We start from the raw sequence: 26,891 nt of genomic DNA, 5'->3' as shown, positions 1-26,891 counted from the left end.
GCGGCGGGAGCCGCGAGACGTCGGAGGCGTGCGGGCTGGCGTATCATCCCGGTCTCGTCACCGCCAGGAGGCCCCATGCAGGATGCGAACCCCGCCACCGAAGCACAACCGGAAGCCGGCTTCGACCTCACCCCGGCCGAGATCCGTGTGCTCGGGGTGTTGATCGAAAAGTCCTTCATCACCCCCGACGCATATCCGCTGTCGATCAACGCCGTCACGACCGGCTGCAATCAGCTCACCGCGCGCGAGCCGGTGATGAGCCTGAGCGAAGCGGAGGTGCAGGATGCGATCGACAGCCTGATGGCCCGGCGCCTGGTGTCCAAGCGTGACCAGGCAAGCGCGCGCGTGCCCAAGTACGAGCACCTGGTGCGCCTGCGCCACTCGCTGCCGCCAGCCGAGCAGGCGGTACTGGCGATCCTGCTGCTGCGCGGCGCACAGACTGCAGGCGAGTTGCGCCAGCGCTGCGAGCGCCTGCACCGCTTCGACGACGTTGCGGCGGTGGAAGCGGTGCTGGAACACCTGGCCGACAAATATCCGCCGCTCGTCGCCGCCCTGCCCCGCGCGCCCGGCACCAAGGAGACCCGCCACGTGCATCTGCTCGGCGGCGACGCGGCGGTTCAGGAGATGGCCGAGGCGCAGTCCCTGGGCACAGCGGCGGGCAGTGCGCGCGGACGAATCGGGGAACTCGAGGACGAGGTCCGCCGTCTGCGGGAAGAGCTCGAAGCCCTGCGCAGCGAGTTTGCCGAGTTCCGCAAGCAGTTCGACTGACCACCTGACCCACAAACGGCGCGCAGGACGAGCCACTGGCAGGCCGGCTCAACGTGTGCGCCACGCTTATTGCGCCCATCAGACCCATGCTCGTCCATCCGCAATTCGATCCGATCGCCTTTTCGCTGGGCCCACTCTCGGTGCGCTGGTATGGCCTGATGTACCTGATCGCTTTCGTGCTCTTCGTCGTCCTCGGTCGCCTGCATGCACGCCGCAGGCCTGAGCTGGGCTGGAACGCGCAGATGATCGACGATCTGTTGCTGTACGGCGTGATCGGCGTGATCGTGGGCGGACGCCTGGGCGAGGTGCTGTTCTTCCAGCCCGGCTACTACCTGCAGCACCCGGGTGAGATCCTCGCGGTGTGGAAGGGCGGAATGAGCTTTCACGGTGGCTTCCTCGGCGTGCTAGTGGCGATGTGGCTGTATGGCCGCAAGCACGGCAAGGGCTTCTGGCAGGTCACCGACTTCATCGCACCGCTGGTGCCGACCGGGCTGGCGGCAGGGCGCATCGGCAATTTCATCAACGGCGAGCTTTGGGGTCGCCCGGCAAGTTCAGAGCTGCCCTGGGCGATGGTCTTCCCCTGGGTGGACGCGGCACCGCGCCACCCCTCACAGCTCTACCAGGCGGCGGGTGAAGGCCTGCTGCTGTTCGTCATCCTGTGGCTGTACGCGGCCAGCCCGCGGCCGCTGCGCGCGGTGTCAGCCGTGTTCCTGATCGGCTACGGCAGCCTGCGCTTCCTGGCCGAGTTCTTCCGTACGCCCGACCCCGGCATCTTCGGCACCTTGTCTCTGGGCCTATCGACCGCGCAGTGGTTGTGTGTGCCGATGGTGGTGGTCGGCCTGGCCCTGCTGGTACTGACGCGCGCCGCCGCACCGGCGCCACGCTGAAGCAGCCGGGACTGCCCGGACTGCTCAGGCCGCCTTGGCGTCGGCAAGCCCCGCGAGCAGGTCGGGCAGGTCGGCGACGAGGCTGACGGCGTCGGCGCCGAGCGCGCGCGCCGCGCGCGCCGGCATGGAGTCCGCAGCCGGCACGGCAACGACGATGTAACTACCCGGGGCAACGCGCTTGAGCAGGCCGACGAGACGTGCGGGCTCCTGCGGTGCGACGCTCGAATCGAGAACCACCACGTCGGGATGACGTTCGAAGTACAGGCCCAGGGCGAGGCTCTCGCTCGCAGTGTGACCAACGACGTCTACGCCTGCTTCCGCCAGGGCCGCACCGAGCGCCAGCGCGGTGTCGGCCTGCGGCGCATCGGGCGCGACGAGCAGCACTCTCAGGCGGGATTCTTGGGGGCGCATGGCGGCGGCAAGCAGCACGTTATTGCAGACTCGGGGAAGAAGACTGCCCGGAAGATGTCATAGCACCACTGCATGCGCAAGTTCAAAACAGTAAAAATGTCACGCACTGCCCGATTCGGGCTAATGCTATCGTCAACCGACACGATAAGATCGACCTAAATCAATCCGCATGGACAGTGCCTGGGCGCCGCCAGTGCCGGACCAGGGCAGGATCAGGAGGAGAACATGTCAGCTTCGGGACTCGTTTCGCGCAGCCTCTCCAGGGTGCGCGAGCTGGTGGTAAGTGCCGCACATTTCGGCAAGATGCCGGAGGCGGACGATCTGGACAGCATCCGTACGCAACTGCAGGAGTGTGCGGAAGGGCGCGGAGGCGAGGTCTCTACCCGCCAACGCGCGGCGCGACTGGCGGAGACTTACCTGCGCCTTGACGATGCAGGGCGCCACGCCTTTCTCAAGCTGATCGCGCACGAATTCGGCCCCGACCCGGAACAGGTGGCACTTGCCCACGAGGACTATCAGCACGCGGTGGGCACACCGGCGCAGTGGGATGCCGAGGCGCGGCTGCGCACTGCGATGCGCTCGCGCCGGCTGCGCATCCTGACCCAGTTCAACGCAATCCCCCAGGGAGTGAAGTTCCTGGTGGACCTGCGCGCTGACCTGCTGCGTTTTCTGCCCGAGGACCCGCTGCTCAAGCCGCTCGACCGCGAGCTCGAAGCCCGCTTGACGGCGTGGTTCGACGTCGGCTTCCTCGAACTGCAGCGCATCACCTGGGGTTCGCCTGCAGCCCTGCTCGAAAAGCTCGTGCAGTACGAGGCGGTGCACGAGATCCGTTCTTGGGACGACCTGAAGAACCGGCTGGACTCCGACCGCCGCTGCTACGCGTTCTTCCACCCGCGCATGCCGCTGGAGCCGCTGATCTTCGTCCAGGTCGCGCTACTCGAGAACATGGCGGACGATGTCCAGCGCCTGCTCGACATCGAGGCGCCGCTGGCCGACGTAGGCAAGGCGACGACCGCCATCTTCTATTCGATCAGCGCCACCCAGGCGGGGCTGCGCGGGGTGAGCTTCGGCAACTTCCTGCTCAAGCGCGTCGTCGATGACCTTAAGCGCGACTTCCCGCGCCTGCGCACCTTTGCCACCCTGTCGCCCATCCCGGGGCTGGTGCGCTGGGCTGAGCGCAATCCGGAAGAACTCGCCGAAGCGATCACCCCAGCCGACTGGAAACGTCTGCGGACACTCGGCCTGGCCGACCTCGACGCTGCACCGCTGGCCGGCCTGCTGGGTGGAGACAGCAGCTGGAGTGGCGACCCCGCGCTTGCCGATGCCCTGCGCGACCCCCTGCTGCGCCTGACCGCGCGCTACCTGCTCGAGGCCCGGCGCGGCGACAGGCCGGTCGATTCGGTCGCTCGCTTCCATCTCGGCAACGGCGCACGCGTCGAGCGCCTGAACTGGCTCGCGGATACATCGACCAAAGGCCTGCGGCAGTCCTGGGGGGTGATGGTCAACTATCTTTACGACCCGGACAGCATCGAGGCCAACCTGGAGGACTTCGAACGCGAAGGCCGCATCGACGCTTCTTCAGCAGTGAGGCGACTGGCACGGCGCTGAGCCGCGCGCCGTGCCGACCGATACCATGCTCCTGCCCCTGCGCCCAACCTCGATCCGCATCCGCCTTCTGCTCGCCAGCACCGTGGTCCAGGTGTTGCTGCTCAGTCTGCTGCTGGCCAACAGCGTACGACTGATGAACAACGCCGTGTCCGCCAGCCTCGACACCACGATCGAGCAGAACGCGAGCATGCTGCACGCGATGATCACCGCCTACAGCGAGCGCGAACGCCTGGACGCCCTGCAGGACGTGCTCGGCGAACTGCTCGAAGGCGCCGAGCAGGGCCTGGTCTATGTGCGCATCGTCGGCGCCGACATGCGCCCGCTGGTCAGCGCCGGCTCGGGCACCGACGCACCGTTGCCAGAGCCTAGCAGCACTCGCCAGAGCTTCGTCGAGGCACTCACCGGCAGCGAGCTGGTTCATGTGCGGCGCCCGCTGCTGCTGGCAAGGAACGAGGTCGGCTTGCTGCAGTTCGGGGTATCGGTCTCGGTCCTGGCAGCCGCACGCAGGGCGATCATGGAGCAAGGCCTCGCCATCGCAATGGCCGAGATCGCGCTCACATTCGTGCTGCTGTCCTCGATTGGCTTCCTGCTGACTCGCAACCTGCGCCGCCTGCTCGAAGGTAGCAAGGCCATTGCCGACGGCCACCTCGAGCACCGCGTCTCCACCCGTGGCCATGACGAGTTCGCGGTGATCGCGCGGCACTTCAACATCATGGCGGCAACGCTGCAGCAGCGTGTGCATGAACTGCAGCAGACGGCCGAGAGCCTGCGCAGCAGCGAGGCGCGCTATGCAATGGCGCTGCACGGCGCAAACGATGGCCTGTGGGACTGGGACATCAGCGCCGGAACGGCCTACTATTCCGACCGCTTCTGCCAGATCCTCGGCCTGGCACCTGGGGCACTGCAAAGCTCCCCGCAGGCGCTGCTCGACTACATCCACCCTCAGGACCTGCCCGGCTATCGCCAGCGCCTGATCGCGCACCTGAAGGGCGAGAGCGCCCAGTTCATGTTCGAGCACCGGGTGGTGCCGCCCAATGGCGAGGCGCACTGGGTGCTGATGCGCGGCGTCGCCAGCCGCGACGAGGATGGCCGTGCGATCCGTATGGCTGGCTCGCTGGGCGACATCAACCTGCGCAAGCGCGCCGAGCAGCAGCTCGTGCATGACGCGCTCCACGACGGGCTCACCGGGCTGCCCAACCGCGCGATGTTCATCGAACACGTAAATCGTGCGCTGGCGCAACGCCGGCGCGGCCACGGCAAGCTGGTCGCGGTACTGACGATCAACCTCGAGCGCTTCAGCCTGGTCAATGACAGCTATGGCCATGCGGTTGGCGACGAACTCCTGCGCAGCGTCGCCCGCCACGTCGGCTCGCTGATGCGTGACGGCGACGTTTCGGCGCGCGTCGGCGGCGATCAGTTCGCCGTTCTGCTCAACGGCCTGGACGACTCGCTCGAAGCCTTGCGCATCTGCGAGGAGCTCGTCGCCCTGCCCCCCTTTGCGCCCAGCAGCGCCGAGTCGCTGCTGCATCCGCGATGCCGGGTGGGCGTGGCACTGAGCGATGGCGAGCGCGAGGACGCCGAGTCGCTGCTGCGCGATGCCGACAACGCCCTGCACAAGGCGCGCCGCAGCGAAAGCGCCGCCATCGAGTTCTTCCAGCCATCCATGCATGCCCAGGCGCTGCGTGCCCTCAAGGTGGAGGCAGAACTGCGCACTGCCCTCGCCCACGGCGGCCTCGAGGTCTACTACCAGCCGATCGTCGACCTGAGCACACGACAGACGAGCAGCTTCGAAGCTCTTGTGCGCTGGCCCCACCCCACGCTCGGCCTGCTGTCACCGGCAGAGTTCATTCCATTGGCCGAGACCCTCGACCTGATCCACGACCTGGGCATGACGGTACTCGAGACGAGCTGCCGCGACCTGCGTGCCTGGCGCAGCCAACTCGCCGATCCGACCCCCCTGCGCGTGAGCGTCAACCTCTCTGCCCGCCAGCTCGCGCGCGCGCAACTGGCCGAGGAGCTGCTCTCCGCCATCGAACGCTGCGGCGTGCCTCGCCGTCTCATCCGCTTCGAGGTGACCGAGAGCCTGCTCGCCAGCCCTGAGGGCCCCGCACTGCGCAACCTCCATGCCCTGCGCGAGGCCGGCATCGACATCCTCATCGACGACTTCGGTACCGGCTACTCCGCACTGAGCTACCTCCACACCATGCCCTGCAACCAGGTCAAGCTGGACGGCTCCTTCGTGCGCTCCATCACCCATGACGAAAGGCTGCGTGCCATCGTGCGCCACAGCATCGAACTCGCCCACGACCTCGGCATGACGGTGGTGGCAGAATGCATAGAAGAAGAAGCGCAACTCGAGATCCTGCGTGCGATGGGCTGCGACTTTGGCCAGGGCTACCTGTTCTCGCGACCGCTGGACCGGAACGCGACCTTTGCCAGCCTGCGCCGTACTACCGGAGAGCACCTTCAATGATCAGATCCTTGCTGGCAGCACTTGCCGTCGTGGCTCTGCCGGCAGCCGCCGAGACCGGCGTGGACTGGCAGTTTTCGGGCTTTGCCACCGCCGGTGCGGTGTATACCAGCTCGCACGCGCTCCAGTTCGCCCGCATCGGCATCGACGCGCCCGGCGGCAATCGAGTCGATGCCGGGCCGGACTCGGTACTCGGCCTGCAGCTGAACGGGCGCTTCGGCGAGCGCAGCGCGGCAGTCCTGCAGTTGATCACCCGCGAAACCCAGCGTGGCGACCATACTCCGCGACCGGCACTGGCCTTCATCAGCCATGCCCTCACCCCCGCGCTCAGCGTGCGCGCCGGCCGGCTACGCAGCCCGTTTTTCATGCTGTCTGACTCGGCAGACCTCAACTACAGCCACCCATGGGTGCGACCGCCGGTCGAGGTCTATGGCCTGAATCCCTTCAGCGACATCGATGGCATCGACCTGCTATACCGCACACCGGTCGGACCCGCCCACCTCGAACTGCACCCCTACGCCGGACGCAGCCGCATTCCGGTGATCGGCGGCGGACGTGCGACGCTGGACAATCTGGTCGGGCTGAGCGTGACCATGGAGGCCGGCGAGTTCAGCATCAGCGCTGGTCATGCAATCGCGGAGCTTTCCGTTCAGCGTAGCTCGGCCCGTGTCGCGGCGCTTCCGGGCGAACTGCGCAGCCTGCTCAGCGGCAACGACGCGCGCGCCAGCTTCAGTTCGATCGGACTGCAATGGGACGACGGACGTTGGCTGTTCAGCGCCGAACTGGCACGCAACACCGCCGACGCCTTTACCAGCAGCGCACGCGGCGCCTACGCCTCGCTGGGCAGACGCAGCGGTGCATTCACGCCTTACCTCGTCCTCGCACGGCAATGGCAGGATGAACCGGCCGTCCGCCTGGCAACAGCCGACCCCGGCCTTGGCGCTCTCGTATCGGCATTCAACCGCTCGCGCAACCAGTCGCAACGCAGCCTGACCCTTGGCGTGCGCTGGGATTTCGCCAGCGCAGCCGCGCTCAAGACCGAACTCACCCACGTGCGCACCGAGCGCGGAGCCCACGGCACCTTCATTGCCCGCGGCGACCCCTTCGCACGCGGACTGGACAACCGCGCCATCAACCTGCTGAGCGTGTCCGTCGATGTGGTCTTCTGAGCGCACGCCCACCCTCGCGCTGTGCACGACATGGCTGCTGCTCGCGCTGACGGTGCTGTGGCCGGCAGGCGCCAAGGCCGAAGAGATCGTGGTCGTGACCGCCGTACGCGGTGGGCTGACCACCCTCGATCGCGGCACCACGGAGCAGCTCTACCTGGGCCGCCGCAGCAACCTGTTCGACGGCCAAGGGGTGATGCTCATTGACCTGCCTGCCGGACCAGTTCGGGATGCGTTCTACCAACGGCTCACGCGGAAGAACCCCAGCCAGATCCGCGCCTACTGGTCGCGACTGGTATTTACCGGCCGTGCCCAGCCCCCGCGCGAGGCATCGAGCGTCGATGAGGCCCGGCGCCTCGTTCTCGAATCCCAGGGCAGCATTGCCTACCTGCCGCGTACCGCCGCGAACGACCCCGGCCTCCAGATCCTGTTCAGCCTCGAATGAAAGTTGCCGGCCGGCTGCGCATCCGTGCAGCCGGCGATTGACCCTTGGGTAGGCATATGATCTAATGCGAATCATTATTATTCGCCAGACTCTTACAAATGCTGTCCAATAACTGCGCCCATCCCCGGCCCTCCACGGGGCAAGAGACCGCCGTTGAGCCCCTGCCACAGCGCCAGGGCCAGGATGCAGCCATCCGGAGCGAGCAATTGTTCGAGGGGCGGAGCACGCTCGAGATCGAGCACGAGGGATGCCGGTACTTCCTGCGCGCCACGCGCAGCGGAAAGCTGATTCTCACCAAATGAATATCACCGCCCTCAAGGGCAAAATGCGGCTGGGAGGCTAAACTATGTACGTATGCGTTTGCCTTGGGGTCACCGAACGCCAGATCGAACAGGCCGCTCGCGCGGGTGCGCGCCGGCTGCGGGATCTGCGGGCGGAGTTGGGTGTGACGACCGAATGCGCGACCTGCGCACGTCATGCCCAGAGCTGCCTGCGTGCGGCAATCGACTGCCAAGCCGGGAACGAGACGCTGGCCACAGCAAGGCAAACGCTGCACCCCAACCAATTTGCCCTGGAGGCCGCAGCATGAAAGGCGACAAGAAAGTCATCCAGTACCTCAACAAGCAGCTCACCATCGAGCTTACCGCCATCAACCAGTACTTCCTGCATGCGCGCATGTATAAGAACTGGGGCTTCGACCGCCTCGGCAAGCACGAGTACGACGAGTCGATCGAGGAGATGAAGCACGCCGACATGCTGATCGAACGCGTGCTCTTCCTCGAGGGCCTGCCCAACCTGCAGAACCTCAACAAGCTCCTGATCGGCGAGAACGTGCCCGAGTGCATGCAGGGCGACCTCAAGCTCGAACTGGCAGGGCGCGAGAACCTGATCGAAGCAATTGCCTACTGCGAGTCCTGTAAGGACTACGTCTCGCGGGAACTGTTCGAGCACATTCTCGAAGACACCGAGGAGCATATCGACTACCTCGAGACCCAGCTCGGCCTCGTCGACAGCGTCGGCCTGCAGAACTACCTGCAGTCGCAGATGAAGCCTGCCGCATCCTGACCCACCGCAGCCCCGTCCAGGGGCATTCAACTGCCCCTGACGATGCCTTCTGCCGCTCACGCCGCACCCTTTCCGCACCTATCCCCAGTGCCAGACTTCGACACGCCAGCACAGCCTCAGTCCGTTCTGGCAACGCGGGCAGTGGGACGACGCATCCAGCCAACTTCGGTAGGCGCGCCTGGGCGCCTGGCGCTGGTCACGCTCATCACGGGGCTTCACCTCGGCGGCCTTGCGGCGCTGGCCTATCTGTCGCAGGACCCGGTGATACCCCCCGAGGTCGTCCCGATCCAGGTGTCGCTGATCGCCGGCGACCCCTTGCCGAAACCGGCCGCGGAGACGCCACCGGCGCCCGAGCCCGTACCAGCCCCCGAGGTCTTGCCCGTCGAGCCGCCTCCAGAGCCGCCCAAGCCGGTGGTCCGCGAACCGGAACCACCCCCGCCCGTGGTCAAGAAGCCGCCACCGCCCAAGCCGGTGGTCAAGCGCCCGCCCCCGCAGACGGTCACGGAGTCACCCACCGCACTCAGCGCGCCTGAAGAAGCGCCTCCGGCACCGCCTGCGCCCACACAGGCCGCAGTGACCGAGTCGCAGGCGCCACCGCCCGCTCCGGCGGCAGCGCCCGCAGCCGCATCGGCGGCGGCAGCACCGGTGACGGCCGCCCGCTTCGATGCCGCCTACCTGAACAACCCGCCACCGGCTTATCCGATGGCATCGCGTCGCCTGCGCGAAGAAGGCCAGGTGACCCTGCGCGTGCTGGTGCAGCCGGATGGCAAGGCGAGCCAGGTCGAGATCCGCACCAGTTCGGGCTCGGACCGGCTCGACCGTGCCGCACGCGAACAGGTTGCACGATGGACCTTCGAGCCTGCCCGCCAGGGTGGCCGCAAGATCGAATCCTGGGTCCTGGTGCCCGTCGTCTTCAAACTCAAAGGAAACTGATATGGACAGTTCGCAGGCCTTCGGCCTCGCCCACCTGTGGGCGCAATCCGACCTCATCATCCGCGCCGTGGGCCTGATCCTGCTGCTGATGTCGATCACCAGCTGGTACCTGATCGTGGTCCGCGCACTGCGCCAGATGCGTGCACGCCGCCACGGCGGTGCGATCGAGGCGTTCTGGGCCGCGCCCAATCTCGAAGCGGGGCTCAAGCGCCTCAACGAGCAGGCCCCGGGCTCCCCGTTCGAGGCCCTCGCCGAACAGGGCGCCGCGGCTGCCCAGCACGTCCGCCGCCATACGCACAAGGAGACGCTGGGCGGCACGCTCGATGCCGACGAGGTGATCACGCGCGCACTGCGCAAGTCGATCGCACTATCGACAGCAGCGCTCGAGGCCGGGCTCACGGTGCTTGCCTCGATCGGCTCGACCGCGCCCTTCATCGGCCTGTTCGGCACCGTGTGGGGTATCTACCACGCACTCGTCAACATCAGCGCCTCCGGTATGGCCACCCTGGACAAGGTTGCCGGCCCGGTCGGCGAAGCGCTCATCATGACCGCCTTCGGCCTGTTCGTTGCGATCCCGGCCGTGCTCGCCTATAACGCCATCACGCGTGCGAACCGGGTGGAGCTGTCCGAGCTCGACGCCTTCGCCCACGACCTGCATGCCGCCTTCTCGACCGGCTCGCGCATCGCCGCGGTGAGCGCCCGCCAAGGCCAGCCCGAGGCGGCCTCACGCGCCTCGAGCCTGAACCCGGCACCGAACCACGGAGCTGCATGATGGCCTTCGGCGGATTCAGCCAGGGGGACAACCGTCCGCTGCAGAGCGAGATCAACATGGTCCCGCTCATCGACGTCATGCTCGTGCTGCTGATCGTGTTCATGATCACTGCGCCCTTGCTGACGCACTCGGTCAAGATCGATCTGCCGCAGGCGTCGAGCGCACCGACCGATCAGAAGCCCGAGACCGTGGCGCTTTCGCTCGACGGCGAAGGACGCATCTTCTGGAATAACGACGAGATCGACCCGCTCACCCTGCCCGAGCGTCTGGCCGCCACAGCAGCGCAGACTCCGCAGCCCGAACTGCATCTGCGCGCCGACCGCAATACGCGCTATGAGTCGATCGCCGACGTGATGTCGAAGGCGCGCAGCGCTGGCGTCGAGAAAATGGGCTTCGTGACCCTGCCGGAGCATTGAGGACCGTGCGGGGCGAGCAGCCCCGCACAACGAAACAGGGGGCGCTGCATTGCTGCAGCGCCCCCTGTTTTTCTGAAGCAAGCGGCCGCGTTGCGCTCAAGCGCTGCGGTTGCGCACCCTGACGATGACATCAACCTCTTCCAGTTCCACGCCAGCTGGCAGGCGCGGCGCGCCGATCACCTCGATCTCGTCGGCGGCGAGGTCGCGCACCTCGCCGGTATCCATGTTGTAGAGGTGAAAATGCGGCGTGGTGGTGGAGTCGTACACGATGCGCTGCGGATCAACGAACAATTCGCGTACGAGGTGCTTCTCGGTGAACAGCCGCAAGGTGTTGTACACCGTGGCGCGCGAAACATCGGGCGCAGTTGCCTTGACAGTGGCCCATATCTGGTCGGCCGACATGTGCACCGGTGCCGAAAACAGCACGCGTGCAATCTCGATCCGCTGCTGGGTGACGGGGACACCGGCCTTGCGCAGGCAGGCGATGGCATCGTCGGTGGTGTATGCGTTCATGGGCTATCCAGGGCATGGCGCGCAAGAAAGCGTGCTATGCAGCAAATTCATTGACGATGGAATCGTGAACGGCTTCCCGGGTAAACGTCAACAGGCGTACGTACCCTGCGGCACGCACGCCTGCGAAGCAATCGGCAGCCAGTCGCACAGCACTGGCTGCCAGAGCCCTCTCCCACGCTTACTTGAAGGGATCCGGACGCGGCGTTGCGTTGCTCGACGGCGGCAGGATCGGCATGGTGAGTTGCGGCTGGTCACCGGTCATCGTCTTCAGGAAGGCGACGATCTTGCCGATTTCGTCGTCACTATAGGTGCGTCCGAGCTGCAGGCGGCCCATGATATCCACCGCCTGCTCCAGCGTGGCAGCTTCACCGTCATGGAAGTAGGGGTAGGTCATTTCGACGTTGCGCAGCGTCGGCACCTTGAAGTTGAAGCGGTCCGCATCAACCCCAGTGACTGCCGAGCGCCCTTCGGCCGGCGAAGTCGACTGGTACGGCTCGACCAGGCCCATGCGCTGGAACGAGGTACCACCGGCAGCAGGACCGTTGTGGCAAGCCACGCAGCCGCTTTCCTTGAACAGCGTGTAGCCCGCGAGTTCCTTGGCGTCGAGCGCCTTGTCGTCGCCCTTGAGCCACTTGTCGAAGCGCGAGTTCGGCGTGACGAGGGTCTCCTCGAAGGCCGCGATCGCACTGGTCACCATGTCCATGTCGATCTGTTCCTTGCCGAACACACCCTTGAACTCGGCAACGTAGCCCGGAATCGACTGCAGCACGTCGAGCGCCAGCGTATGCGGCATGTTCATCTCGACATCGGCCTGGATCGGGCCACCAGCCTGCTCCTGCAGGTTTGCGGCACGACCGTCCCAGAACTGGGCGATGGCAAGGCTGGAGTTGAGAACGGTCGGCGAGTTCACCGGACCTGCCTTCCAACCATGGCCGATCGAGGTCTTGAGGTTGTCGGTACCACCGCGCGACAGGTTGTGACAGGTGTTGCAGGAGATGATGCCGGACATCGACAGGCGGGGCTCGAACCACAGCTTCTTGCCCAGTTCGACCTTGGCGGGGTTCTCGACCTTGGCGGGTTGGATCGGCTGGATCGGCTCATCACGGACCGTTGCAGCCCATGCGCTGCCCGCAACCATCATCGCCACCGCCACACTCATCGTCTTCAGCTTGAACATCTTGCTTCTCCTTGACTTGCCATTCGAACCGTTCGCTGGAACCCGGGATAACAAACTATCGAGCCTGCTGTCTTTTAGACAGCGTCCAGATATTGGCGCCCATTAGACGCCTAGCTGACGTACCCGATCTTGACTTTAGTCAAGCTTTCTTCCGATGAACCAAGTCGGCGTCCGTAGGTCGGTTCAGCCTGCACAGGCTTCAATCCGATACAAAGACGCTGTGGCCGCTCCGTTATGCTGCAAACGTCCTGACACGCTCGTTCCCGTGCGCTGTCGCCAACTGCCAAGACTCGCAATGCAGAACTCCAACGCTCTTCCCAAGCCCCGCACAACCGGTCGCCGTACCGTCCTGGCGGCGCTCACGATCTCCGCAGCACTTGTCGTCGGCGCCTGGCTCGCGTGGCCGAAGCTTTTCGGCGAGCGCGATCCGCTCGCGCAATACCAGCTCGCAACCGTCCAGCGCGGCACGGTCGAGGACGTGGTCACCGCCACCGGGACCCTGCAACCGCGCGACTACGTGGATGTGGGCGCACAGGTTTCAGGGCAGCTCGAGAGGATCCACGTCGAGGTGGGCAGCGAGGTCAAGGAGGGCGATCTGCTCGCTCAGATCGACCCGACGGTCTACCTCGCACGGGTCGATGCGTCACGCGCACAGTTGCGCAACCTGCGCGCCCAGCTGAAGGACCGCGAGGCTCAGCTCGCGCTCGCCCACATCCAGCTGCGCCGACAACGTGCATTGATGGCCGAAGACGCGAGCACCCAGGAAAACCTGCAGACCGCCGAGGCCTCGGCGAAATCGGCCGAGGCCCAGCTCGAGGCCTTGCGGGCGCAGATCGAACAGATCGAATCCACCCTGCGCGCGGACGAAGCCAACCTCCAGTACGCCCGCATCCTGTCGCCGATGGCCGGAACGGTGGTCTCGATCACCGCACGCCAGGGCCAGACCCTCAATACCAACCAGCAGGCGCCGGTCGTGATGCGCATCGCCGACCTGAGCACGATGACGGTTCAGACCCAGGTCTCCGAGGCCGACATCAGTCGCCTCAAGCTCGGCATGGAGGCCTACTTCACTACCTTGGGCGGCGCCGGCAAGCGCTGGTACGGAAGGCTGGAGAAGATCGAGCCAACGCCGACGGTGACCAACAATGTCGTGCTCTACAACGCGCTCTTCGACGTGCCCAACCCCGACGGCAAACTGATGACGCAGATGACCGCCCAGGTCTTCTTCGTCGTTGCACAGGCCAAGGATGCGCTGCTGATCCCGATGGCAGCGCTCTCGCAGGGCGCGGTGCGCACGCCGCAGCCCGGCAGTGCAAGCACGTCGACGGCACCCGGCGCCACGCCTGGCAACGCCCGCGCTGACGGCCAGGGGCGGCGACCAGGCGGCCGCGACTCGGCCTCCATGGCGGGTACGCGTACGCTGAGGGTCGTCGGCGAGCGCGGCACGCTTGAAGAACGCAGCGTCGAGATCGGCGTCACCAACCGTGTCCAGGCTCAGGTGCTGAGCGGCGTACGAGAGGGCGAGCGCGTGGTCTCGGGCATCGTGAGCGGCGCTGCCGCAGGCAACCGTCCGCCGATGACGCCGCGGCTATGAAAGTCGAACAGCTCCCGCCGCCGGCGTCGGCCCCCTTGCCCGCGACCGCCACGACACCGCTGATCGCACTCTCTGGGGTTACGCGCAGCTTCGTCACCGGCGAGGTCGAGACGCAGGTGCTGCACGGTATCGACCTCGAGATCTTCCCCGGCGAGTTCGTCGCCATCGTCGGCGCGTCGGGCTCGGGCAAGTCGACGCTGATGAACATCCTCGGCTGCCTCGATCGACCCAGTGGCGGCACCTATCGCTTCATGGGCGAGGACGTCGCCGGCTTCGACCGCGACGCGCTCGCACGCCTGCGCCGCGAGGCCTTCGGCTTCGTGTTCCAGAGCTACAACCTGATCGGCGGCGCCAGCGCGCGCGACAACGTCGAGGTGCCGGCGGTGTATTCGGGCATGCCGCCTGAGGAGCGCCACGCCCGTGCCGAGTCGCTGCTCGCCACCCTCGGCCTGGGCGAGCGCATCCACCACCGCCCCAGCCAGCTCTCCGGCGGCCAGCAGCAGCGCGTGTCGATTGCACGCGCGCTGATGAACGGCGGCCGCATCATACTTGCCGACGAGCCCACCGGCGCCCTCGACAGCAAGAGCGGTGCCGAGGTGATGAAGCTGCTGCGCGAGCTGTCCGCCGCCGGCCACACCATCATCCTGATCACCCACGAGCGCGAGGTCGCCGAGCAAGCGAGCCGCATCATCGAGATCCGCGACGGACGCATCGTCGGCGACCCCGGTCCGCGCCCGCCGCAGGGCGAGGAACCCGACTTCGCCCCCCATGTGGATCGCACGTCACCGCTGTCGGACGTCGTCGAGGCCACCCGCACCGCGCTGCGCGCACTGCGCGCCAACCTGTTCCGCGCCATCCTCACCTTGCTCGGCATCGTCATCGGCGTGGCTTCGGTGATCGCCATGCTGGCAATCGGCGACGGCGCCAAACAGAAGGTGATCGACCAGGTCAGCGCGATGGGCACCAATCTGCTCACCGTGCGTCCCGGCGCGCCCAACACGCGCGGCCGCGACGCCCCGGCGACGCTGGTGATCGAAGACGTGCAGGCGATCGCCGAACTGCCCAACATCCTTGCCTCGGTCCCAGAGCAGGGCGGTACCATAACCATCCGCGCCGGCAACGTCGACCACCGCACCAGCGTCAACGGCACCTCGGCCGACTACGTGGTCGCGCGCACCTGGGTACCGGCCAGCGGCACCTTCTTCAGTGCCGAGGACGAGGCCCGCTACGCTACCGTGGCCGTACTCGGGCAGACCGTCGCCAATGCCTTGTTCCCGGCGGGCGACGCGGTAGGCGAGTTCGTGCTGGTCAACAACATCCCCTTCCAGGTCGTCGGCGTGATGTCGCCCAAGGGCGCCACGCCATGGGGGCAGGACCAGGACGACATCGTCTTCGTGCCCTACACCACGGGCAGCCTGCGCATCACAGGCCAGCGCTTCTTGCGCAACGTGACCGTCGCCGTGGAGGACGTCTCGCGCATCGACGAATCGCAGGCCGATGTGCACGCCCTGCTGCTCGCGCGGCACGGCGTCGAGGACTTCCAGATCCGCAACATGGCCTCGGTGATCGACACCGTGTCCGAGACGCAGAACACGCTCACCATCCTGCTCGGTACGGTGGCGGCGATTTCGTTGCTGGTGGGCGGCATCGGCGTCATGAACATCATGCTGGTGTCGGTCACCGAGCGCACACGCGAGATCGGCATCCGCATGGCCACCGGCGCACGCATGAAGAACATCCTGCAGCAGTTCCTGATCGAGGCGCTGGTGGTGTCCGCCGTCGGCGGGCTGATCGGCGTAGCGGTGGGCCTGGGCAGCGCGGCGATCATCGAGCGCTTCGGCACCGCTGTGCAATATTCGTTGACGCCGGTCGTACTCGCCTTCAGCTGCGCCTTCCTGACCGGCCTGATCTTCGGCTACCTGCCTGCACGCAAGGCAGCGCGCCTGGATCCGGTCGTCGCCCTCGCTTCCGAATGAACCCTCGCCGCCTTACGCACTCCCGCCTCGACACCGCAGGCCAGCCTGCGGCCAACCCCGTTAACGCCCCCATGCAGCCCACCCGACGCAGCCTTCTTCTCCTCATTGCCGCCCTGTTCGCGACCGGTTGCGCGATCACCGAACCGATCGCCCGCCCGACGCTCTCCGTACCGGGCGCATGGTCTGAGCGCGCTACAGAAAGCGGCGACGCTGTCGCCACCGACTGGTGGCATGACTTCGGTGCTCCCGAGCTGGATGCGCTCATTACCGAGGCGATGTCCGCCGCCCCCGACCTGCGCATCCAGGCCGAGCGCGTCGTGCAGGCCGAGCTTGCGCTGCGCCAGGCCGGCGCCTCGCTCTTTCCGGCGCTGAGCCTGAGCGGCGGCAGCGGCACACGCAACGTCGACGGCAGGGAGTCCGGCTCCACCGACCTGAGCCTCGGCGCCAGCTACGAACTCGATCTCTGGGGCCGCATCGCCGCCGGGGCCGATGCCAGCCGCGCCAGCCTGGTCGCCACCCGCCATGACTACGATGCCGCCCGCCTGTCGATGAGTGCGAGCGTGGCCACCACCTGGTTCCAGGTGCTCACGCTGCAGGAGCGCATCGACATCGCGCGCCGGAACCTCGACATCGCCGAGCGCGTCTTGCGTGTCGTGCAGGCCCGCTACGACAACGGCGCGGCCTCCGCGCTGGAGCTGAGCCAGCAGCGCAGCACCGTACTCAACCAGCGCAAGGCGATCGAACCGCTGGAAGTGCAGCTGCGCCAGACGCGCAGCGCGCTTGCCATCCTGCTCGGACGCAGTCCGCAAGCCAGCGTCGCGGCCGACGTACGGCTGCATTCCCTGCACGTGCCACATGTCAGCGCCGGCCTGCCCTCGGACCTGCTACTGCGCCGCCCGGACATCGCCGCCAGCGAAGCTCGGCTGGAGGCCGCGGCCGCCAACATCGCCGCGGCACGCGCAGCCCTGCTGCCCAGCATCAGTCTGTCGGCAGGCGCAGGCATCGGCAGCGCCGCCCTGCTCTCGCTCGCCGACACCACGCGCACGCTGTCGCTTTCGGCTAGCGTGGTGCAGAAGATCTTCGATGGCGGCCGCCTGCGCACCGAGGTCGAACTGCAGCGCTCACGCCAGCGCGAGCTGCTCGAAACCCACCGCCGCACCCTTCTCGTCGCCCTCAAGGAAGTGGAGGATGCCCTCGCGGACAGCGCACGCGATGCCAACCAGGAAGCTGTCCAGCGCGAGATCCTCGCCGAGGCCGAGCGCAGCCTGCGCCTGGCCGAGCTGCGTTACCGCGAAGGCGCCGACGGCCTGCTCACCGTGCTCGACGCCCAGCGCTCCCTGTTCTCAGCCCAGGACCAGCTCGCCCAACTGCAACTGGCGCGCTTGAGCAATGCGGTGACTCTCTACAAGGTGCTGGGCGGCGGGTGGCGCGCTGACCCTTGATGGGTTGGGCACCGGACCACTCGTGAAATCGACACGCCTCAAACAGGGCATACGAAAGGCGAAACCACCCATCAAGAGCATTTATTGATAATACAGTTACGAATCGTTATTATTCTGGACTTTGTGAAAACTAGCCAGCCACCTGCATCGTGACCAAGAGTCGCGTCCCCCCAGGAAGCCAGCCACACCTTCCGACTCCATGGACCCAGACTCGATGGCTCAAACAAGCTCTCTGCGCTTGAAGCGCACAACCGCTCTCGTCCTCCTCGCACTCTCGTCGGCCTCGTCGATTGCGCAGGAAAAGCAACTCAATACCGTTGTCGTTTCTGCCTCCGGCTTCGAGCAGGACATCAAGGAGGCTCCCGCCAGCATCACCATCATCACTCGCGAGGACCTTGAGACCAAGCGCATCACTAGCGTCGCGGACGCTCTGGCTGGCGTGGAAGGCGTCGATACCGGCGGCAGTGCGGGCAAAACGGGCGGCCTGAACATCCGCATGCGAGGACTGGGTGACGACTACACGCTCGTCCTGATCGATGGCCGGAGGCAGAACGGCACCGGGAACATCTACCCCAACGGGTTCGGCGAAGCACGCAACGGCTTCATTCCTCCAGTATCGGCTATTGAACGTATCGAGATCATCCGCGGCCCGATGTCGACGCTATATGGCTCGGATGCCATGGGCGGGGTCGTCAACATCATCACCCGCAAGGTCGACACGGAGTGGAACGGCTCGGTCACCATCGAAGGAACAGTCCTCGAGGACAGCGCTTACGGCAACTCGTACTCCGGCGAGGTCTACGCCGCCGGCCCGCTCAAGGAGGACATGCTCGGTCTGCAGGTCCGCGCGCGCAACCTTCACCGCGAGCAGTCACACATCCGCTATGACTTTGACGACGGCTCCACGGGCGCTGAACTGGACATGGGACGCAACCCGACCAAGACGAACAGCGAAAGCTACGGGGCCCGCCTTACGTTGACCCCCAACAAGCAGCACGACCTCTGGATCGACGTCGAAACCAGTCGGCAGCACTACGACAATAGCAGGGGGCAATTGGGTACTCTGGGTACTGCAGGTGGCTACGCGCCGTCACAGAAGTACACACGCGACAAACTCCTCCTCGCCCACAACTGGCGCACTGAATCCGGCGTTCTCGAGTCTAGCCTGAGCTACAACGAGAGTGCGACTGTCGGCCGTTTGATTCCCGCACGACTGGTCGGTCGCAGCGGCGACCGAGGGCTGAAGGGTACCGACCTTATCTTCGACACCAAGTACGTGACCGCAGTGGGCGACCACGTACTGTCAGTCGGAGCACAATACTGGGACGCCGAGATGCAGGACAGAATCCTGCCGCGGAACACGGAGTTCACACAGATCAGCGTTTTCGTCGAGGACGAATGGCGCCTGCGGGATAACCTCGCGCTGACCCTTGGGGCTCGCCATGACCATCACGACGAATTCGGTGGCTACACCACGCCGCGCGCCTATGTTGTGTGGAATACGACGGACAACTGGACGCTGAAAGGCGGCGTCAGCGGAGGATACAAGGCACCGCGACTCGAATACCTTACCAACGGCATCTATCTTGTCGGAGGCCAAGGCCGCACCCCGTTGATCGGCAACCCGGACCTGTCGCCCGAGACCAGCACCAACATGGAGATCAGTGCCATTTTCGACAGCCTAGCTGGCTTCACTGCTGGCGCTACGGTCTTCCACAGCAAGTACAAGGATTTCATCAGCACCTCGGCAGGCCCTCTGCTCCTGAGTTGCGCGACGGACCGCAACGAAGCCGAATGCGAGGCTTTCCTTGCAGGCTTCGGCAGCCAGTGGGACATGGGCTACCGGAACTATCCGGCCAGCACCGGACCGGCTGACAGCTTCAACCTCCGCCGTCCGGTAAACGTCGATCGCGCTCGCATCCAGGGCCTTGAGCTTTTCACTCGCTGGCAGCTATCGCCTGCCTGGAATCTGCAAGCCAACTACACCTACACCGACAGCTCCCAGACCAGCGGGGTGAATCGTGGCGACCCGATCAACGATACCCCGAAGCACATGGCGAACCTGACCCTGCGCTGGAAGGCTACGGATAACCTATCCGCGTGGGTGAGTGGCGAATACCGGGGTGAGGGCTATCGCAGCGGCACCCACTCTGCGTCAGGAACCGCCGCATCCCTCAATGGCATCAAGTCACGCGAACTGGTGGGTGACTGGGCAGCTTACTCGCTCGTCAACGTCGGCACCTCCTACAAGGTCAGCAAGAATGTGACCCTGAGTGGCACGGTCTTCAACTTGTTCGACAAAAAGTTCAACGAGGCCAAGCTCGTCGACGCAAGCGCAACTAGCAAGACGGCCTATCCTCGCTTCCGTAACAACCTCGAACCTCGACGGCTCTGGGTCTCGGCCAACGTCCAGTTCTAAAGAATGGAGGCATCGCAGCCAACGCCTGAGCGCCCAGCTAACTCAACGCCGCTGTCTGGCACGCCCGAAGGCAACCGGGCGCGCAGGGCGGGTTGGCTGCGCGCCCTCCACCAGTGGCACTGGATCAGCTCCGCCGTTTCCCTGTTCGGGATGCTGATGTTTGCCATCACCGGCATCACGCTCAACCATGCCGGCGCGATAGAGTCGAAGCCACGCATCGAGACGCGGGTGGAGGCCATGCCCACGGCACTGGTCGAAACCTTGCGACTGGTTGCCGCCAGTCCGCCGTCCGCAGGACAGTCGCTGCCGGCGGATGCAGTGGCCTGGGTCGGACACGCACTCGACGTGCGTCTACCCAGCGGCGCAGCCGAGTGGTCCGAGGGGGAGATTTATCTCGCCCTGCCCCGCCCCGGTGGCGATGCCTGGTTGCGCCTGGACCTCGAGGCCGGCGAGGCCGAGTACGAACTTACCGATCGCGGCTGGATCGCTTGGCTCAACGACCTTCACAAGGGTCGCAACACGGGCGAAGCCTGGCGCTGGTTCATCGACATCTTCGCTGTGGCCTGCGTGCTGTTCTCGCTCACCGGACTGCTGATCCTGCAAGCGCATGCAGCCAACCGGCCGGCGGTGTGGCCAACGGTCGGTTTCGGCGTGGTGCTGCCCGTACTGCTGGCCCTGTTGTTCATTCATTGACCTGCCCAACCTACTGGAGCTGAAATGCACAAGCCCCTGATCATGGCCGCTGCCCTCGCCTTCGGCACCGGCCTGGCCACTTCCGCAACTGCTGGGGGAATCGACGTCGAGATCGAACTGCCGCGCATCGATGTGTCGGACTACCGCCGTCCCTACGTCGCCGCCTGGATCGAGCGCCCGGACAATAGCGTCGCCGCCAATCTAGCCGTCTGGTACGACGTCAAGATGCGCAACGGCGAAGGCGCGAAATGGCTCAAGGACATGCGGCTGTGGTGGCGGCGCAGCGGCCGCGAGCTCGAAGTGCCGATCGACGGCATCACCAGCGCCACGCGCCACCCGGGCAAGCACACCCTGAGCTTCACCACTGGCCAAGAACCTCTGGGCACGCTTGCTGCAGGCGATTACCGCCTGGTGGTGGAGGCATCGCGCGAACACGGCGGCCGAGAAGTAATCACGCTGCCACTGACATGGCCACCCACTGTAGCCACTCGCACCGAAGCGCACGGCGAGCATGAGATCACGTCGGTCGTAGTACAGCTCAAGCCCTGAGCACCTTGCCCCCGCGCCACCAACCCATGCATAACGTCACGAGGCCCCTGATGTCACTCAAGAACGCCCTCCGCCACCGACTCGTACGCCTGAGTCTGTCGCTCGCAGTCCTGCCGGCCACCCTGAGCGCACCGCTTGCGCATGCGCACGAGGCCTGGCTGCTGCCCTCTTCAACGGTACTGTCGAGCACGGGCTACGTCACTATCGACGGCGCGGTCTCCAACGACCTGTTCTTTTTCAACTACCGTCCGATGATGGTCCGCGACAACCTCGTCATCAGCGCACCGGACGGCAGCACCGTGCAGCCGGAGAACCTCCTTCAGGGCCAGTTGCGTACCGTTTTCGACGCCAACCTGCAGGCCGCTGGCACCTATCGTATCGCACTGGTCAATGCGAGCCTCATGGCGAGCTGGAAAGAAAATGGTGAGACCAAGCGCTGGCGCGGCAGTCACGAGGATCTGGCGGCCAGCGTTCCGGCCAATGCCGAAGAGCTTGTCATCCGCGAGGGCAACAGCCGCATCGAGACCTTCATCACGGTGGGACGTCCAAGCGAGCTCAAGCCAAGCGGACGCGGTCTCGAGTTGCTGCCCGTGACCCACCCGAATGATCTCTATGCCGGCGACCCGGCAACGCTCGCTTTCGTCATCGATGGTAAGCCTGCAGCGAACATCGAGGTCGAGATCATGGCCGGCGGCACGCGCTATCGCGACCAGCTGGAAAAACAGAAGCTGGTGACCGATGCACAAGGCAGGATCACTCACACTTGGCCTGCACCGGGAATGTATTACCTGAAGACGACGGTCGACGGCCAAAGCGATACCATGCAGAACACCGAGCGACGCCTTTCCTACGTTGCGACACTGGAAGTGCTCGCGCAATGAAGCTTGGCAAGAGCCCGGTTCGGCAACTCACGAGCGGACTGCACAAGGGATGATCGCGCTCGAGCTGCCCCGCCTAGGCGCCGCAGCTGGGGTCCTTGCCGCATATGCGGTGCTCTGCCTGCAAAGCTGGCGTCAGTATCGCCGGCTTGCGGGCAGAACAGTAACGGCCTCAGCTGCCGATGGCGTGCTTATCGCCTACGCCAGCCAAAGCGGCTTTGCTGCCGAACTTGCCGACGAGGCCGTTCAGGCACTGGGTAGCGCGGGGGCGCAGGCGACCTTGCTCGCGCTGGACCAGATCGACAAACGTCTGCTCGAGTCCTTTTCATCGGCCCTGTTCATCGTCAGCACCTGCGGCGAGGGTGATGCGCCCGACAACGCTGCCCGCTTCGCCGACACCCTGATGCGCGAGACCGCCAGGGACGAAACGGCAGAACTCCCGCTTGACCTGCGTTATGGCCTGCTGGCACTGGGCGATCGCAGCTACAACCACTATTGCGGCTTCGGCCGCAGGCTCGACGCTTGGCTGGAAAGCCGTGGCGCTCGGCGTATCTTTCCGCGTATCGAGGTGGATCGCGCCAACACAGAGGCGCTGCGGGCCTGGCGCCATCAGCTGGCGGCCTTTGTCGGCATTGCCGAACTGGATGCGCTCCAGTTGCCGGCAACCCGCCCCTGGCGGATCCGTCGCAGCACGCTGCTCAATCCGGGAAGTGTGGGGGCCGCCGTCCATCACGTCGAACTCGAGGCACTCGCCGACGATGCAAGCGCCGAGGCACCGAACTGGGAGGCCGGCGACTTGCTGCAGCTCTACCCAGCTGATGGCGATGCTTACCCGCGAGACTATTCGATCGCCTCCCTGCCGGAGGATGGGGCTGTACATCTGCTCGTGCGCCGCGTGATTGGCGCCGACTCGAAGCCGGGCGTCATGTCCTCGCGCCTCACAGCACCGGACGCGGTCGGCACGATGGTACGCGGACGCATCCGCAGCCATCAGAACTTCCGCATCGGTGACAACAGCTCACGCCCACTGCTACTGATTGGCAACGGCACTGGACTTGCGGGACTGCTAGCCCACCTGCGCCAGCGCGCACGCAACGGCGACGGCCGCAATTGGCTGGTCTTCGGCGAACGCAACGCCGCCTGCGACGACTTTCACGGTTCCGAACTCGACGATCTACAGGGCCGCGACCTGCTCGCGCGTTGCGATCGCGTGTTTTCGCGCGACCTGCCGGCACGCGAATACGTGCAGGACCGGCTATTGCGTGCTGCGGACACGGTACGCGAATGGGTGAGTGGCGGCGCCGCGATCTACGTCTGCGGCAACGCGGTGGGCATGGGCCCGGCCGTGGATGAGGCCCTGCGGACAATCCTCGGCGCCGAAACCATCGCGCAACTGGCCCTCGAGGGCCGCTACCGCCGCGACATTTACTGATGCCGCATCAAGGCATCGCCCCGCCTTCCTTCTTCATCAACCCCGTTCTGGAAACACCAAGCATGATCAAGCAAACACTGGCCTCAATCACCCTCGGCGCCCTGACCGTTGTCTCATCCGCTGCCCTCGCCAATGACGCTGCGCCGGCGAACAGGGTCTCGCACTATCAGGCGCAACAGGCCGAATCCATCGTACAGACCATGGCCAACCTGCGCGAAGCCAATGCAAAGCTCAGAGCACTGCTGGCCGGCGAGGTCGGCGAATACGACATTCACGATATCCACAGCCTTAGCTACACACTTGAGGATTCGCTGGCGCGTATCGCCGAAGAGGTCAAGCAATTACACAACACCGTCGCTGACATGCACTTCGCGAGCGAGGGGCTCAAGCGCGATGCGGTCATCGACTTCGGCACGGCATATCTGGAAGGGATCGACAAGATCGTCTCACCCTGATCAGCACGTTTGACGAACAACGAGTCTCGCGCAAACCTGCAAGCACCCCCCTCTTCAGTTGAGGACGGTGCTTGGCGCAAAGCTACTTCACGACCTTGCGCGAAGTCTCCAGGTAGGCCTTGCCATGCTTGATGACGCCCTCGCGGTCGAGCTTCTCGGACGCCTGATGCACTTCCTCGAGCGTCTCGGCAAGCTTGCCCATCTCCTCGTTCATCTTGGCAAGCGCAGTCTCCAGCGTATAGGTCAGCTGGTGCACGTCGGCCATGTCGCCGTCGCTGACAGCGCCGTCGAGGATGGCCTGCAGCTTGGTGTTGTATTCCGAGAAGTTCGCGACTGCCTGGTCAAGGGTCTCTGACGGCTTGGCTTCGAAGTGTGCGTACTTCTCCCCCGGGCCGGATGCCCACGCCGGGGTCGCCAGCGTACCGAGGGTGAGAACAGCAGCGAGGATCATTTTTTTCATGGTGTTGCCCTTCTGAGTAAATGCACTCTTCGCGTGGCCATGGCTACGCGAAGACGTTCGAACGGATTTCACTTGCCCTTGCGAGGGCAGCCTTTGCAGGGCTTGTCTTTCCTGCAGCACTTCTTGCTCATGAAATACTCCGTGGTGCTAGCTTGTCGCCGTGCGGGCCATTATTGCAGGTGTCCCGGACACTCGGCTGCGCTCCACGACTCGCCCAGCACCTCATAGGCGCGCCAGTCGGACACCAGCCTTGCGGCGCACTCGCGCACGCTTTCGGGCATGCGCGTGTCGCCACCAATGAGCGCCAGGTGTGCGGCGATGGCACGCGCCACTGCGGGCGAGCGCCGCGCCGGGAAACGCGACAGCAACTGCAGGACCGCGGCGAGTGCGAGGTCGGGCGAGTGACCGTAATCCGGCCCCTCTGCACACCCTGTGTGCGCCAAGGGTTCCGCGGCACGGCGCTCGGGAGTCACAGGCGCACCGCGTAGTATTCGACGACTTGCTGCACCTCGACCGGGAACGGCACCTCGTCGGCCGAAGGCGTCCGCATGACCTGCGCGCTCAGCGAGGCCTCGTCGAACGCCAGCCATTCGGGACGGCTGAGCGCCGGCTCGGCGAGCGCCTCGACGACCACCGGAATCTTGCGTGCACGCTCGGTGAGCGTGATGCGGTCACCCGGACGAATGCGGATCGACGGGATGTTCACCGACCGGCCATTGAGCAGGACATGCTTGTGCCGCACCAGCTGCCGAGCGGCGACGGCGGTCGGCGCAAAGCCGGCGCGGAACACGAAATTATCCAGGCGGCGCTCGAGCAGCTCGAGCAGCTTCTCGCCCGTGGGCGCCTTGTCGCGCTTGGCTTCACGGAACAGGCGCTGGATCTGGCGCTCGCCCAGGCCATAGTTGAAACGCAGCTTCTGCTTCTCGATCAGTTGCGAGCCGAACTCCGACTTGCGCTTTGGGCGCTGGCCGTGCTGGCCTGGCGGGTAGTTGCGTTCCCCCAGCGGCTTGCGCGACAGGCCGGGAAGCTCGCAGCCCAGTGCGCGCATCACCTTCAGGCGGGGGCCGGTATAACGTGACAAGTCGTTCTCCTTCTGTTGTTCCGTGAGTCTGTGCAGCACGCCTCAGGCGTGCGAAAAGTGCGATTGAGGCAGCTTCGAAATCGAGACCGCGTCGCGTGCGACTGCGCTGGAACGCAGCGCTCGGGGCGGCTGGCTGTTCGCGATGGCCTGTTCGAGTTGTTCGCATGAGCGGTTCAGCTCCTGGTCGATCGGACGCGCGTCGAGCTCGCGCAGCAACATGCCCGCCTCGTGCGCCGCACGAGGACAGCCACTGTCCAGGTAGCGGGCCACGTGTGAGATGAGGCCGGAGATCAGCCTGAGCTGTTCGGTCGAGACCTGAAGAGACATGACGAACTCCTTTCTGCGAACAGTTCTCATTATTATTACTATCCACAGAAAGTCAAGCCTTTCTTGCCCTTGATGGACTACTCCGGAACATAGACGAAGGAGCCATCCTTCATGCGGTAGGCGACCCCAGCCTTGGCGCCCTCTCCCGAGCCGATCTCGCCACTGGCCTGGTAGTGCTCGATGACCTCGCCCTTCTTGACGATCATCTCCATGTTCGGCTGCCCGGGGTTCCTGATGATGGTGACGTCATCGGTTGTGAAAGGGTTCATCGGGTTGCTTGCGATCGCCAGCAGCAGCGCGGCGATGATCACCAGGAACACGTCGATCAGATTGACCACCGACAGGATGGGGTCGTCGGCCTCGAGGTCGTCCATCAGGCGCAGGCTCATTGCACACCCTCCGCGGCCAGCGGGGCGAGCGGATCATCGTATGGCGCACCGCCCTGTTCGTGCGCAGCAGCGCGGCAGCCTCGCTTCTCGATATCGGCCAGCTCGGTCGCCAGCCAGCGGCGGCGCACGCTGACGACCCAGTAGGTAATCGCAGAGGCGATCAGCGCGAGGATCACCGCTGAGAAGGCGATCATCAGGTTGCGGCTGACCTCCTGGAGTTGCCCATCGGAGAGTGCCATCAAGGCTGGCCCCATGGGGATCATGGTTGCGACCAGGCCGAGCATCGGCCCGACACGGGTAGCGATGCGCAGGGTCTCGAGCCGGTGCACAGCGATCGCTTCCAGATCGGTCACCCCCAGGCTGGGATCCAGGCGCAGCGCGGCATGGAGTTCCTGCGCACGCGGGTCGCCGCGACGGCGCTGGCGCGCCTGCATGAGGAAGCGGCCGAGGGCGTGGAAGGCGTAGAAGAACAGCACGGTCACGAGCAGCAGCACAGGCAGCATGAAGAGCTGACTGAGTCCGTACATGGCGGTTTCGATCAGTTGGGAAAGGGACATGTGTCCTC

30 protein-coding genes are annotated in these 26,891 nt (G+C 65.4%); 21 read left to right on the top strand and 9 right to left on the bottom strand.

The window, feature by feature from the left end; genetic code table 11:
• Positions 1–75: 75 nt before the first annotated feature.
• The gene (locus C662_RS12745; RefSeq protein WP_002929695.1) at positions 76–768 is read left to right on the top strand and encodes a YceH family protein; all 693 of its coding nucleotides are present in this window, start codon (positions 76–78) and stop codon (positions 766–768) included.
• Between the two features lie 86 nt (positions 769–854).
• Positions 855–1,655 carry a prolipoprotein diacylglyceryl transferase gene (gene lgt / locus C662_RS12740; RefSeq protein ID WP_002929694.1) on the top strand — a complete coding sequence of 267 codons (801 nt, stop codon included), beginning with the start codon at positions 855–857 and terminating at the stop codon, positions 1,653–1,655.
• Between the two features lie 24 nt (positions 1,656–1,679).
• Here lgt and C662_RS12735 read toward each other — a convergent pair whose 3' ends face one another.
• Positions 1,680–2,066 carry a two-component system response regulator gene (locus tag C662_RS12735; RefSeq protein WP_232433270.1) on the bottom strand — a complete coding sequence of 129 codons (387 nt, stop codon included), beginning with the start codon at positions 2,064–2,066 and terminating at the stop codon, positions 1,680–1,682.
• A gap of 225 nt (positions 2,067–2,291) precedes the next feature.
• On the opposite strand from C662_RS12735, the gene C662_RS12730 reads away from it, so the two are divergent.
• From C662_RS12730 to C662_RS12685, 10 genes are all read left to right on the top strand, one after another.
• Entirely contained in the window at positions 2,292–3,674 is a 1,383-nt protein-coding gene (locus C662_RS12730) for a malonyl-CoA decarboxylase (protein WP_002929687.1), read from the top strand.
• A 25-nt stretch (positions 3,675–3,699) separates the two neighbouring features.
• Entirely contained in the window at positions 3,700–6,147 is a 2,448-nt protein-coding gene (locus C662_RS12725) for an EAL domain-containing protein (RefSeq protein ID WP_037984600.1), read from the top strand.
• Positions 6,144–7,313: a porin gene (locus C662_RS12720; RefSeq protein ID WP_002929674.1), complete on the top strand. Its 1,170-nt coding sequence runs from the start codon at positions 6,144–6,146 to the stop codon at positions 7,311–7,313. The genes C662_RS12725 and C662_RS12720 overlap by 4 nt, the downstream gene beginning before the upstream one ends.
• Positions 7,300–7,755, top strand: a complete 456-nt coding sequence (locus C662_RS12715; RefSeq protein WP_002929670.1) for a hypothetical protein — start codon at positions 7,300–7,302, stop codon at positions 7,753–7,755. Before C662_RS12720 ends, C662_RS12715 begins: the two co-directional genes overlap by 14 nt.
• 98 nt (positions 7,756–7,853) lie before the next feature.
• Positions 7,854–8,057: a hemin uptake protein HemP gene (locus tag C662_RS12710; protein ID WP_002929667.1), complete on the top strand. Its 204-nt coding sequence runs from the start codon at positions 7,854–7,856 to the stop codon at positions 8,055–8,057.
• A gap of 44 nt (positions 8,058–8,101) precedes the next feature.
• On the top strand, positions 8,102–8,344 hold the full coding sequence (locus tag C662_RS12705) for a (2Fe-2S)-binding protein (RefSeq protein WP_002929664.1): 243 nt from the start codon (positions 8,102–8,104) through the stop codon (positions 8,342–8,344).
• Positions 8,341–8,820 (top strand): bacterioferritin, encoded by a 480-nt coding sequence (bfr, locus tag C662_RS12700; RefSeq protein ID WP_002929663.1) that lies wholly within the window; start codon positions 8,341–8,343, stop codon positions 8,818–8,820. The genes C662_RS12705 and bfr overlap by 4 nt, the downstream gene beginning before the upstream one ends.
• Positions 8,821–8,961: 141 nt before the next feature.
• A complete protein-coding gene (locus C662_RS12695) occupies positions 8,962–9,753 on the top strand; it encodes an energy transducer TonB (protein ID WP_002929661.1) in 792 nt (263 codons plus the stop codon).
• Position 9,754: 1 nt separating this feature from the next.
• Positions 9,755–10,525, top strand: a complete 771-nt coding sequence (locus C662_RS12690; protein WP_002929660.1) for a MotA/TolQ/ExbB proton channel family protein — start codon at positions 9,755–9,757, stop codon at positions 10,523–10,525.
• A complete protein-coding gene (locus C662_RS12685; protein WP_002929659.1) occupies positions 10,525–10,941 on the top strand; it encodes an ExbD/TolR family protein in 417 nt (138 codons plus the stop codon). Before C662_RS12690 ends, C662_RS12685 begins: the two co-directional genes overlap by 1 nt.
• Before the next feature lie 96 nt (positions 10,942–11,037).
• On the opposite strand, the gene C662_RS12680 is transcribed toward C662_RS12685, so the two are convergent.
• Both C662_RS12680 and C662_RS12675 read right to left on the bottom strand, forming a co-directional pair.
• Positions 11,038–11,454, bottom strand: a complete 417-nt coding sequence (locus tag C662_RS12680; protein WP_002929658.1) for a Fur family transcriptional regulator — start codon at positions 11,452–11,454, stop codon at positions 11,038–11,040.
• Between the two features lie 178 nt (positions 11,455–11,632).
• The gene (locus C662_RS12675; RefSeq protein ID WP_002929657.1) at positions 11,633–12,631 is read right to left on the bottom strand and encodes a cytochrome-c peroxidase; all 999 of its coding nucleotides are present in this window, start codon (positions 12,629–12,631) and stop codon (positions 11,633–11,635) included.
• Positions 12,632–12,926: 295 nt separating this feature from the next.
• On the opposite strand from C662_RS12675, the gene C662_RS12670 reads away from it, so the two are divergent.
• The 9 genes from C662_RS12670 to C662_RS12630 all read left to right on the top strand — a co-directional run bounded on the left by C662_RS12670 (position 12,927) and on the right by C662_RS12630 (position 24,069).
• On the top strand, positions 12,927–14,225 hold the full coding sequence (locus tag C662_RS12670) for an efflux RND transporter periplasmic adaptor subunit (RefSeq protein ID WP_002929656.1): 1,299 nt from the start codon (positions 12,927–12,929) through the stop codon (positions 14,223–14,225).
• On the top strand, positions 14,222–16,201 hold the full coding sequence (locus tag C662_RS12665) for a MacB family efflux pump subunit (RefSeq protein WP_002929655.1): 1,980 nt from the start codon (positions 14,222–14,224) through the stop codon (positions 16,199–16,201). Before C662_RS12670 ends, C662_RS12665 begins: the two co-directional genes overlap by 4 nt.
• Before the next feature lie 71 nt (positions 16,202–16,272).
• A complete protein-coding gene (locus C662_RS12660; protein ID WP_002929654.1) occupies positions 16,273–17,643 on the top strand; it encodes an efflux transporter outer membrane subunit in 1,371 nt (456 codons plus the stop codon).
• A gap of 238 nt (positions 17,644–17,881) precedes the next feature.
• On the top strand, positions 17,882–20,062 hold the full coding sequence (locus C662_RS12655; RefSeq protein WP_002929653.1) for a TonB-dependent receptor domain-containing protein: 2,181 nt from the start codon (positions 17,882–17,884) through the stop codon (positions 20,060–20,062).
• A 3-nt stretch (positions 20,063–20,065) separates the two neighbouring features.
• Positions 20,066–20,755 (top strand): PepSY-associated TM helix domain-containing protein, encoded by a 690-nt coding sequence (locus C662_RS12650; RefSeq protein ID WP_443080850.1) that lies wholly within the window; start codon positions 20,066–20,068, stop codon positions 20,753–20,755.
• Positions 20,756–20,779: 24 nt separating this feature from the next.
• A complete protein-coding gene (locus C662_RS12645) occupies positions 20,780–21,304 on the top strand; it encodes a DUF2271 domain-containing protein (protein WP_002929647.1) in 525 nt (174 codons plus the stop codon).
• 50 nt (positions 21,305–21,354) lie between these two features.
• On the top strand, positions 21,355–22,185 hold the full coding sequence (locus tag C662_RS12640) for a DUF4198 domain-containing protein (RefSeq protein WP_002929637.1): 831 nt from the start codon (positions 21,355–21,357) through the stop codon (positions 22,183–22,185).
• Positions 22,186–22,369: 184 nt separating this feature from the next.
• Complete coding sequence (locus C662_RS12635; protein WP_232433268.1) at positions 22,370–23,614, top strand: sulfite reductase subunit alpha; 1,245 nt, start codon at positions 22,370–22,372, stop codon at positions 23,612–23,614.
• A 62-nt stretch (positions 23,615–23,676) separates the two neighbouring features.
• Complete coding sequence (locus tag C662_RS12630) at positions 23,677–24,069, top strand: DUF6746 family protein (protein WP_002929634.1); 393 nt, start codon at positions 23,677–23,679, stop codon at positions 24,067–24,069.
• Positions 24,070–24,151: 82 nt separating this feature from the next.
• On the opposite strand, the gene C662_RS12625 is transcribed toward C662_RS12630, so the two are convergent.
• The 6 genes from C662_RS12625 to C662_RS12600 form a co-directional block, all read right to left on the bottom strand.
• The gene (locus C662_RS12625; protein WP_232433267.1) at positions 24,152–24,529 is read right to left on the bottom strand and encodes a DUF6746 family protein; all 378 of its coding nucleotides are present in this window, start codon (positions 24,527–24,529) and stop codon (positions 24,152–24,154) included.
• Between the two features lie 170 nt (positions 24,530–24,699).
• Positions 24,700–24,972, bottom strand: a complete 273-nt coding sequence (locus C662_RS12620; protein ID WP_232433266.1) for a hypothetical protein — start codon at positions 24,970–24,972, stop codon at positions 24,700–24,702.
• 26 nt (positions 24,973–24,998) lie between these two features.
• Positions 24,999–25,610: a 30S ribosomal protein S4 gene (gene rpsD, locus C662_RS12615; protein WP_002929631.1), complete on the bottom strand. Its 612-nt coding sequence runs from the start codon at positions 25,608–25,610 to the stop codon at positions 24,999–25,001.
• A 42-nt stretch (positions 25,611–25,652) separates the two neighbouring features.
• Complete coding sequence (locus C662_RS12610; protein ID WP_002929630.1) at positions 25,653–25,937, bottom strand: hypothetical protein; 285 nt, start codon at positions 25,935–25,937, stop codon at positions 25,653–25,655.
• A gap of 77 nt (positions 25,938–26,014) precedes the next feature.
• Positions 26,015–26,326 (bottom strand): DUF2149 domain-containing protein, encoded by a 312-nt coding sequence (locus C662_RS12605; RefSeq protein WP_002929629.1) that lies wholly within the window; start codon positions 26,324–26,326, stop codon positions 26,015–26,017.
• On the bottom strand, positions 26,323–26,883 hold the full coding sequence (locus C662_RS12600; protein ID WP_002929626.1) for a MotA/TolQ/ExbB proton channel family protein: 561 nt from the start codon (positions 26,881–26,883) through the stop codon (positions 26,323–26,325). Before C662_RS12600 ends, C662_RS12605 begins: the two co-directional genes overlap by 4 nt.
• Positions 26,884–26,891 lie beyond the last annotated feature (8 nt).

It is taken from the genome of Thauera sp. 28 (genome assembly GCF_000310145.2).
Taxonomy (GTDB): domain Bacteria; phylum Pseudomonadota; class Gammaproteobacteria; order Burkholderiales; family Rhodocyclaceae; genus Thauera; species Thauera mechernichensis.
The sequence above is the reverse complement of the archived record's forward strand: the minus strand, read 5'-3'. Positions and strand labels throughout refer to the sequence as shown.

Bases quoted from the DNA above. Each gene is read 5' to 3' on its own strand.
- C662_RS12665 (WP_002929655.1), top strand. From the start codon at position 14,222: ATGAAAGTCGAACAGCTCCCGCCGCCGGCGTCGGCCCCCTTGCCCGCG.
- C662_RS12600 (WP_002929626.1), bottom strand. From the start codon at position 26,883: ATGTCCCTTTCCCAACTGATCGAAACCGCCATGTACGGACTCAGTCAG.
- C662_RS12670 (WP_002929656.1), top strand. From the start codon at position 12,927: ATGCAGAACTCCAACGCTCTTCCCAAGCCCCGCACAACCGGTCGCCGT.
- C662_RS12720 (WP_002929674.1), top strand. From the start codon at position 6,144: ATGATCAGATCCTTGCTGGCAGCACTTGCCGTCGTGGCTCTGCCGGCA.
- C662_RS12605 (WP_002929629.1), bottom strand. From the start codon at position 26,326: ATGAGCCTGCGCCTGATGGACGACCTCGAGGCCGACGACCCCATCCTG.
- bfr (WP_002929663.1), top strand. From the start codon at position 8,341: ATGAAAGGCGACAAGAAAGTCATCCAGTACCTCAACAAGCAGCTCACC.
- C662_RS12715 (WP_002929670.1), top strand. From the start codon at position 7,300: ATGTGGTCTTCTGAGCGCACGCCCACCCTCGCGCTGTGCACGACATGG.
- C662_RS12640 (WP_002929637.1), top strand. From the start codon at position 21,355: ATGTCACTCAAGAACGCCCTCCGCCACCGACTCGTACGCCTGAGTCTG.
- C662_RS12725 (WP_037984600.1), top strand. From the start codon at position 3,700: ATGCTCCTGCCCCTGCGCCCAACCTCGATCCGCATCCGCCTTCTGCTC.
- C662_RS12660 (WP_002929654.1), top strand. From the start codon at position 16,273: ATGCAGCCCACCCGACGCAGCCTTCTTCTCCTCATTGCCGCCCTGTTC.
- C662_RS12690 (WP_002929660.1), top strand. From the start codon at position 9,755: ATGGACAGTTCGCAGGCCTTCGGCCTCGCCCACCTGTGGGCGCAATCC.
- C662_RS12685 (WP_002929659.1), top strand. From the start codon at position 10,525: ATGGCCTTCGGCGGATTCAGCCAGGGGGACAACCGTCCGCTGCAGAGC.
- C662_RS12650 (WP_443080850.1), top strand. From the start codon at position 20,066: ATGGAGGCATCGCAGCCAACGCCTGAGCGCCCAGCTAACTCAACGCCG.
- C662_RS12610 (WP_002929630.1), bottom strand. From the start codon at position 25,937: ATGTCTCTTCAGGTCTCGACCGAACAGCTCAGGCTGATCTCCGGCCTC.
- C662_RS12705 (WP_002929664.1), top strand. From the start codon at position 8,102: ATGTACGTATGCGTTTGCCTTGGGGTCACCGAACGCCAGATCGAACAG.
- lgt (WP_002929694.1), top strand. From the start codon at position 855: ATGCTCGTCCATCCGCAATTCGATCCGATCGCCTTTTCGCTGGGCCCA.
- C662_RS12735 (WP_232433270.1), bottom strand. From the start codon at position 2,066: ATGCGCCCCCAAGAATCCCGCCTGAGAGTGCTGCTCGTCGCGCCCGAT.
- C662_RS12710 (WP_002929667.1), top strand. From the start codon at position 7,854: ATGCTGTCCAATAACTGCGCCCATCCCCGGCCCTCCACGGGGCAAGAG.
- C662_RS12675 (WP_002929657.1), bottom strand. From the start codon at position 12,631: ATGTTCAAGCTGAAGACGATGAGTGTGGCGGTGGCGATGATGGTTGCG.
- C662_RS12630 (WP_002929634.1), top strand. From the start codon at position 23,677: ATGATCAAGCAAACACTGGCCTCAATCACCCTCGGCGCCCTGACCGTT.
- C662_RS12745 (WP_002929695.1), top strand. From the start codon at position 76: ATGCAGGATGCGAACCCCGCCACCGAAGCACAACCGGAAGCCGGCTTC.
- C662_RS12645 (WP_002929647.1), top strand. From the start codon at position 20,780: ATGCACAAGCCCCTGATCATGGCCGCTGCCCTCGCCTTCGGCACCGGC.
- C662_RS12680 (WP_002929658.1), bottom strand. From the start codon at position 11,454: ATGAACGCATACACCACCGACGATGCCATCGCCTGCCTGCGCAAGGCC.
- C662_RS12625 (WP_232433267.1), bottom strand. From the start codon at position 24,529: ATGAAAAAAATGATCCTCGCTGCTGTTCTCACCCTCGGTACGCTGGCG.
- C662_RS12730 (WP_002929687.1), top strand. From the start codon at position 2,292: ATGTCAGCTTCGGGACTCGTTTCGCGCAGCCTCTCCAGGGTGCGCGAG.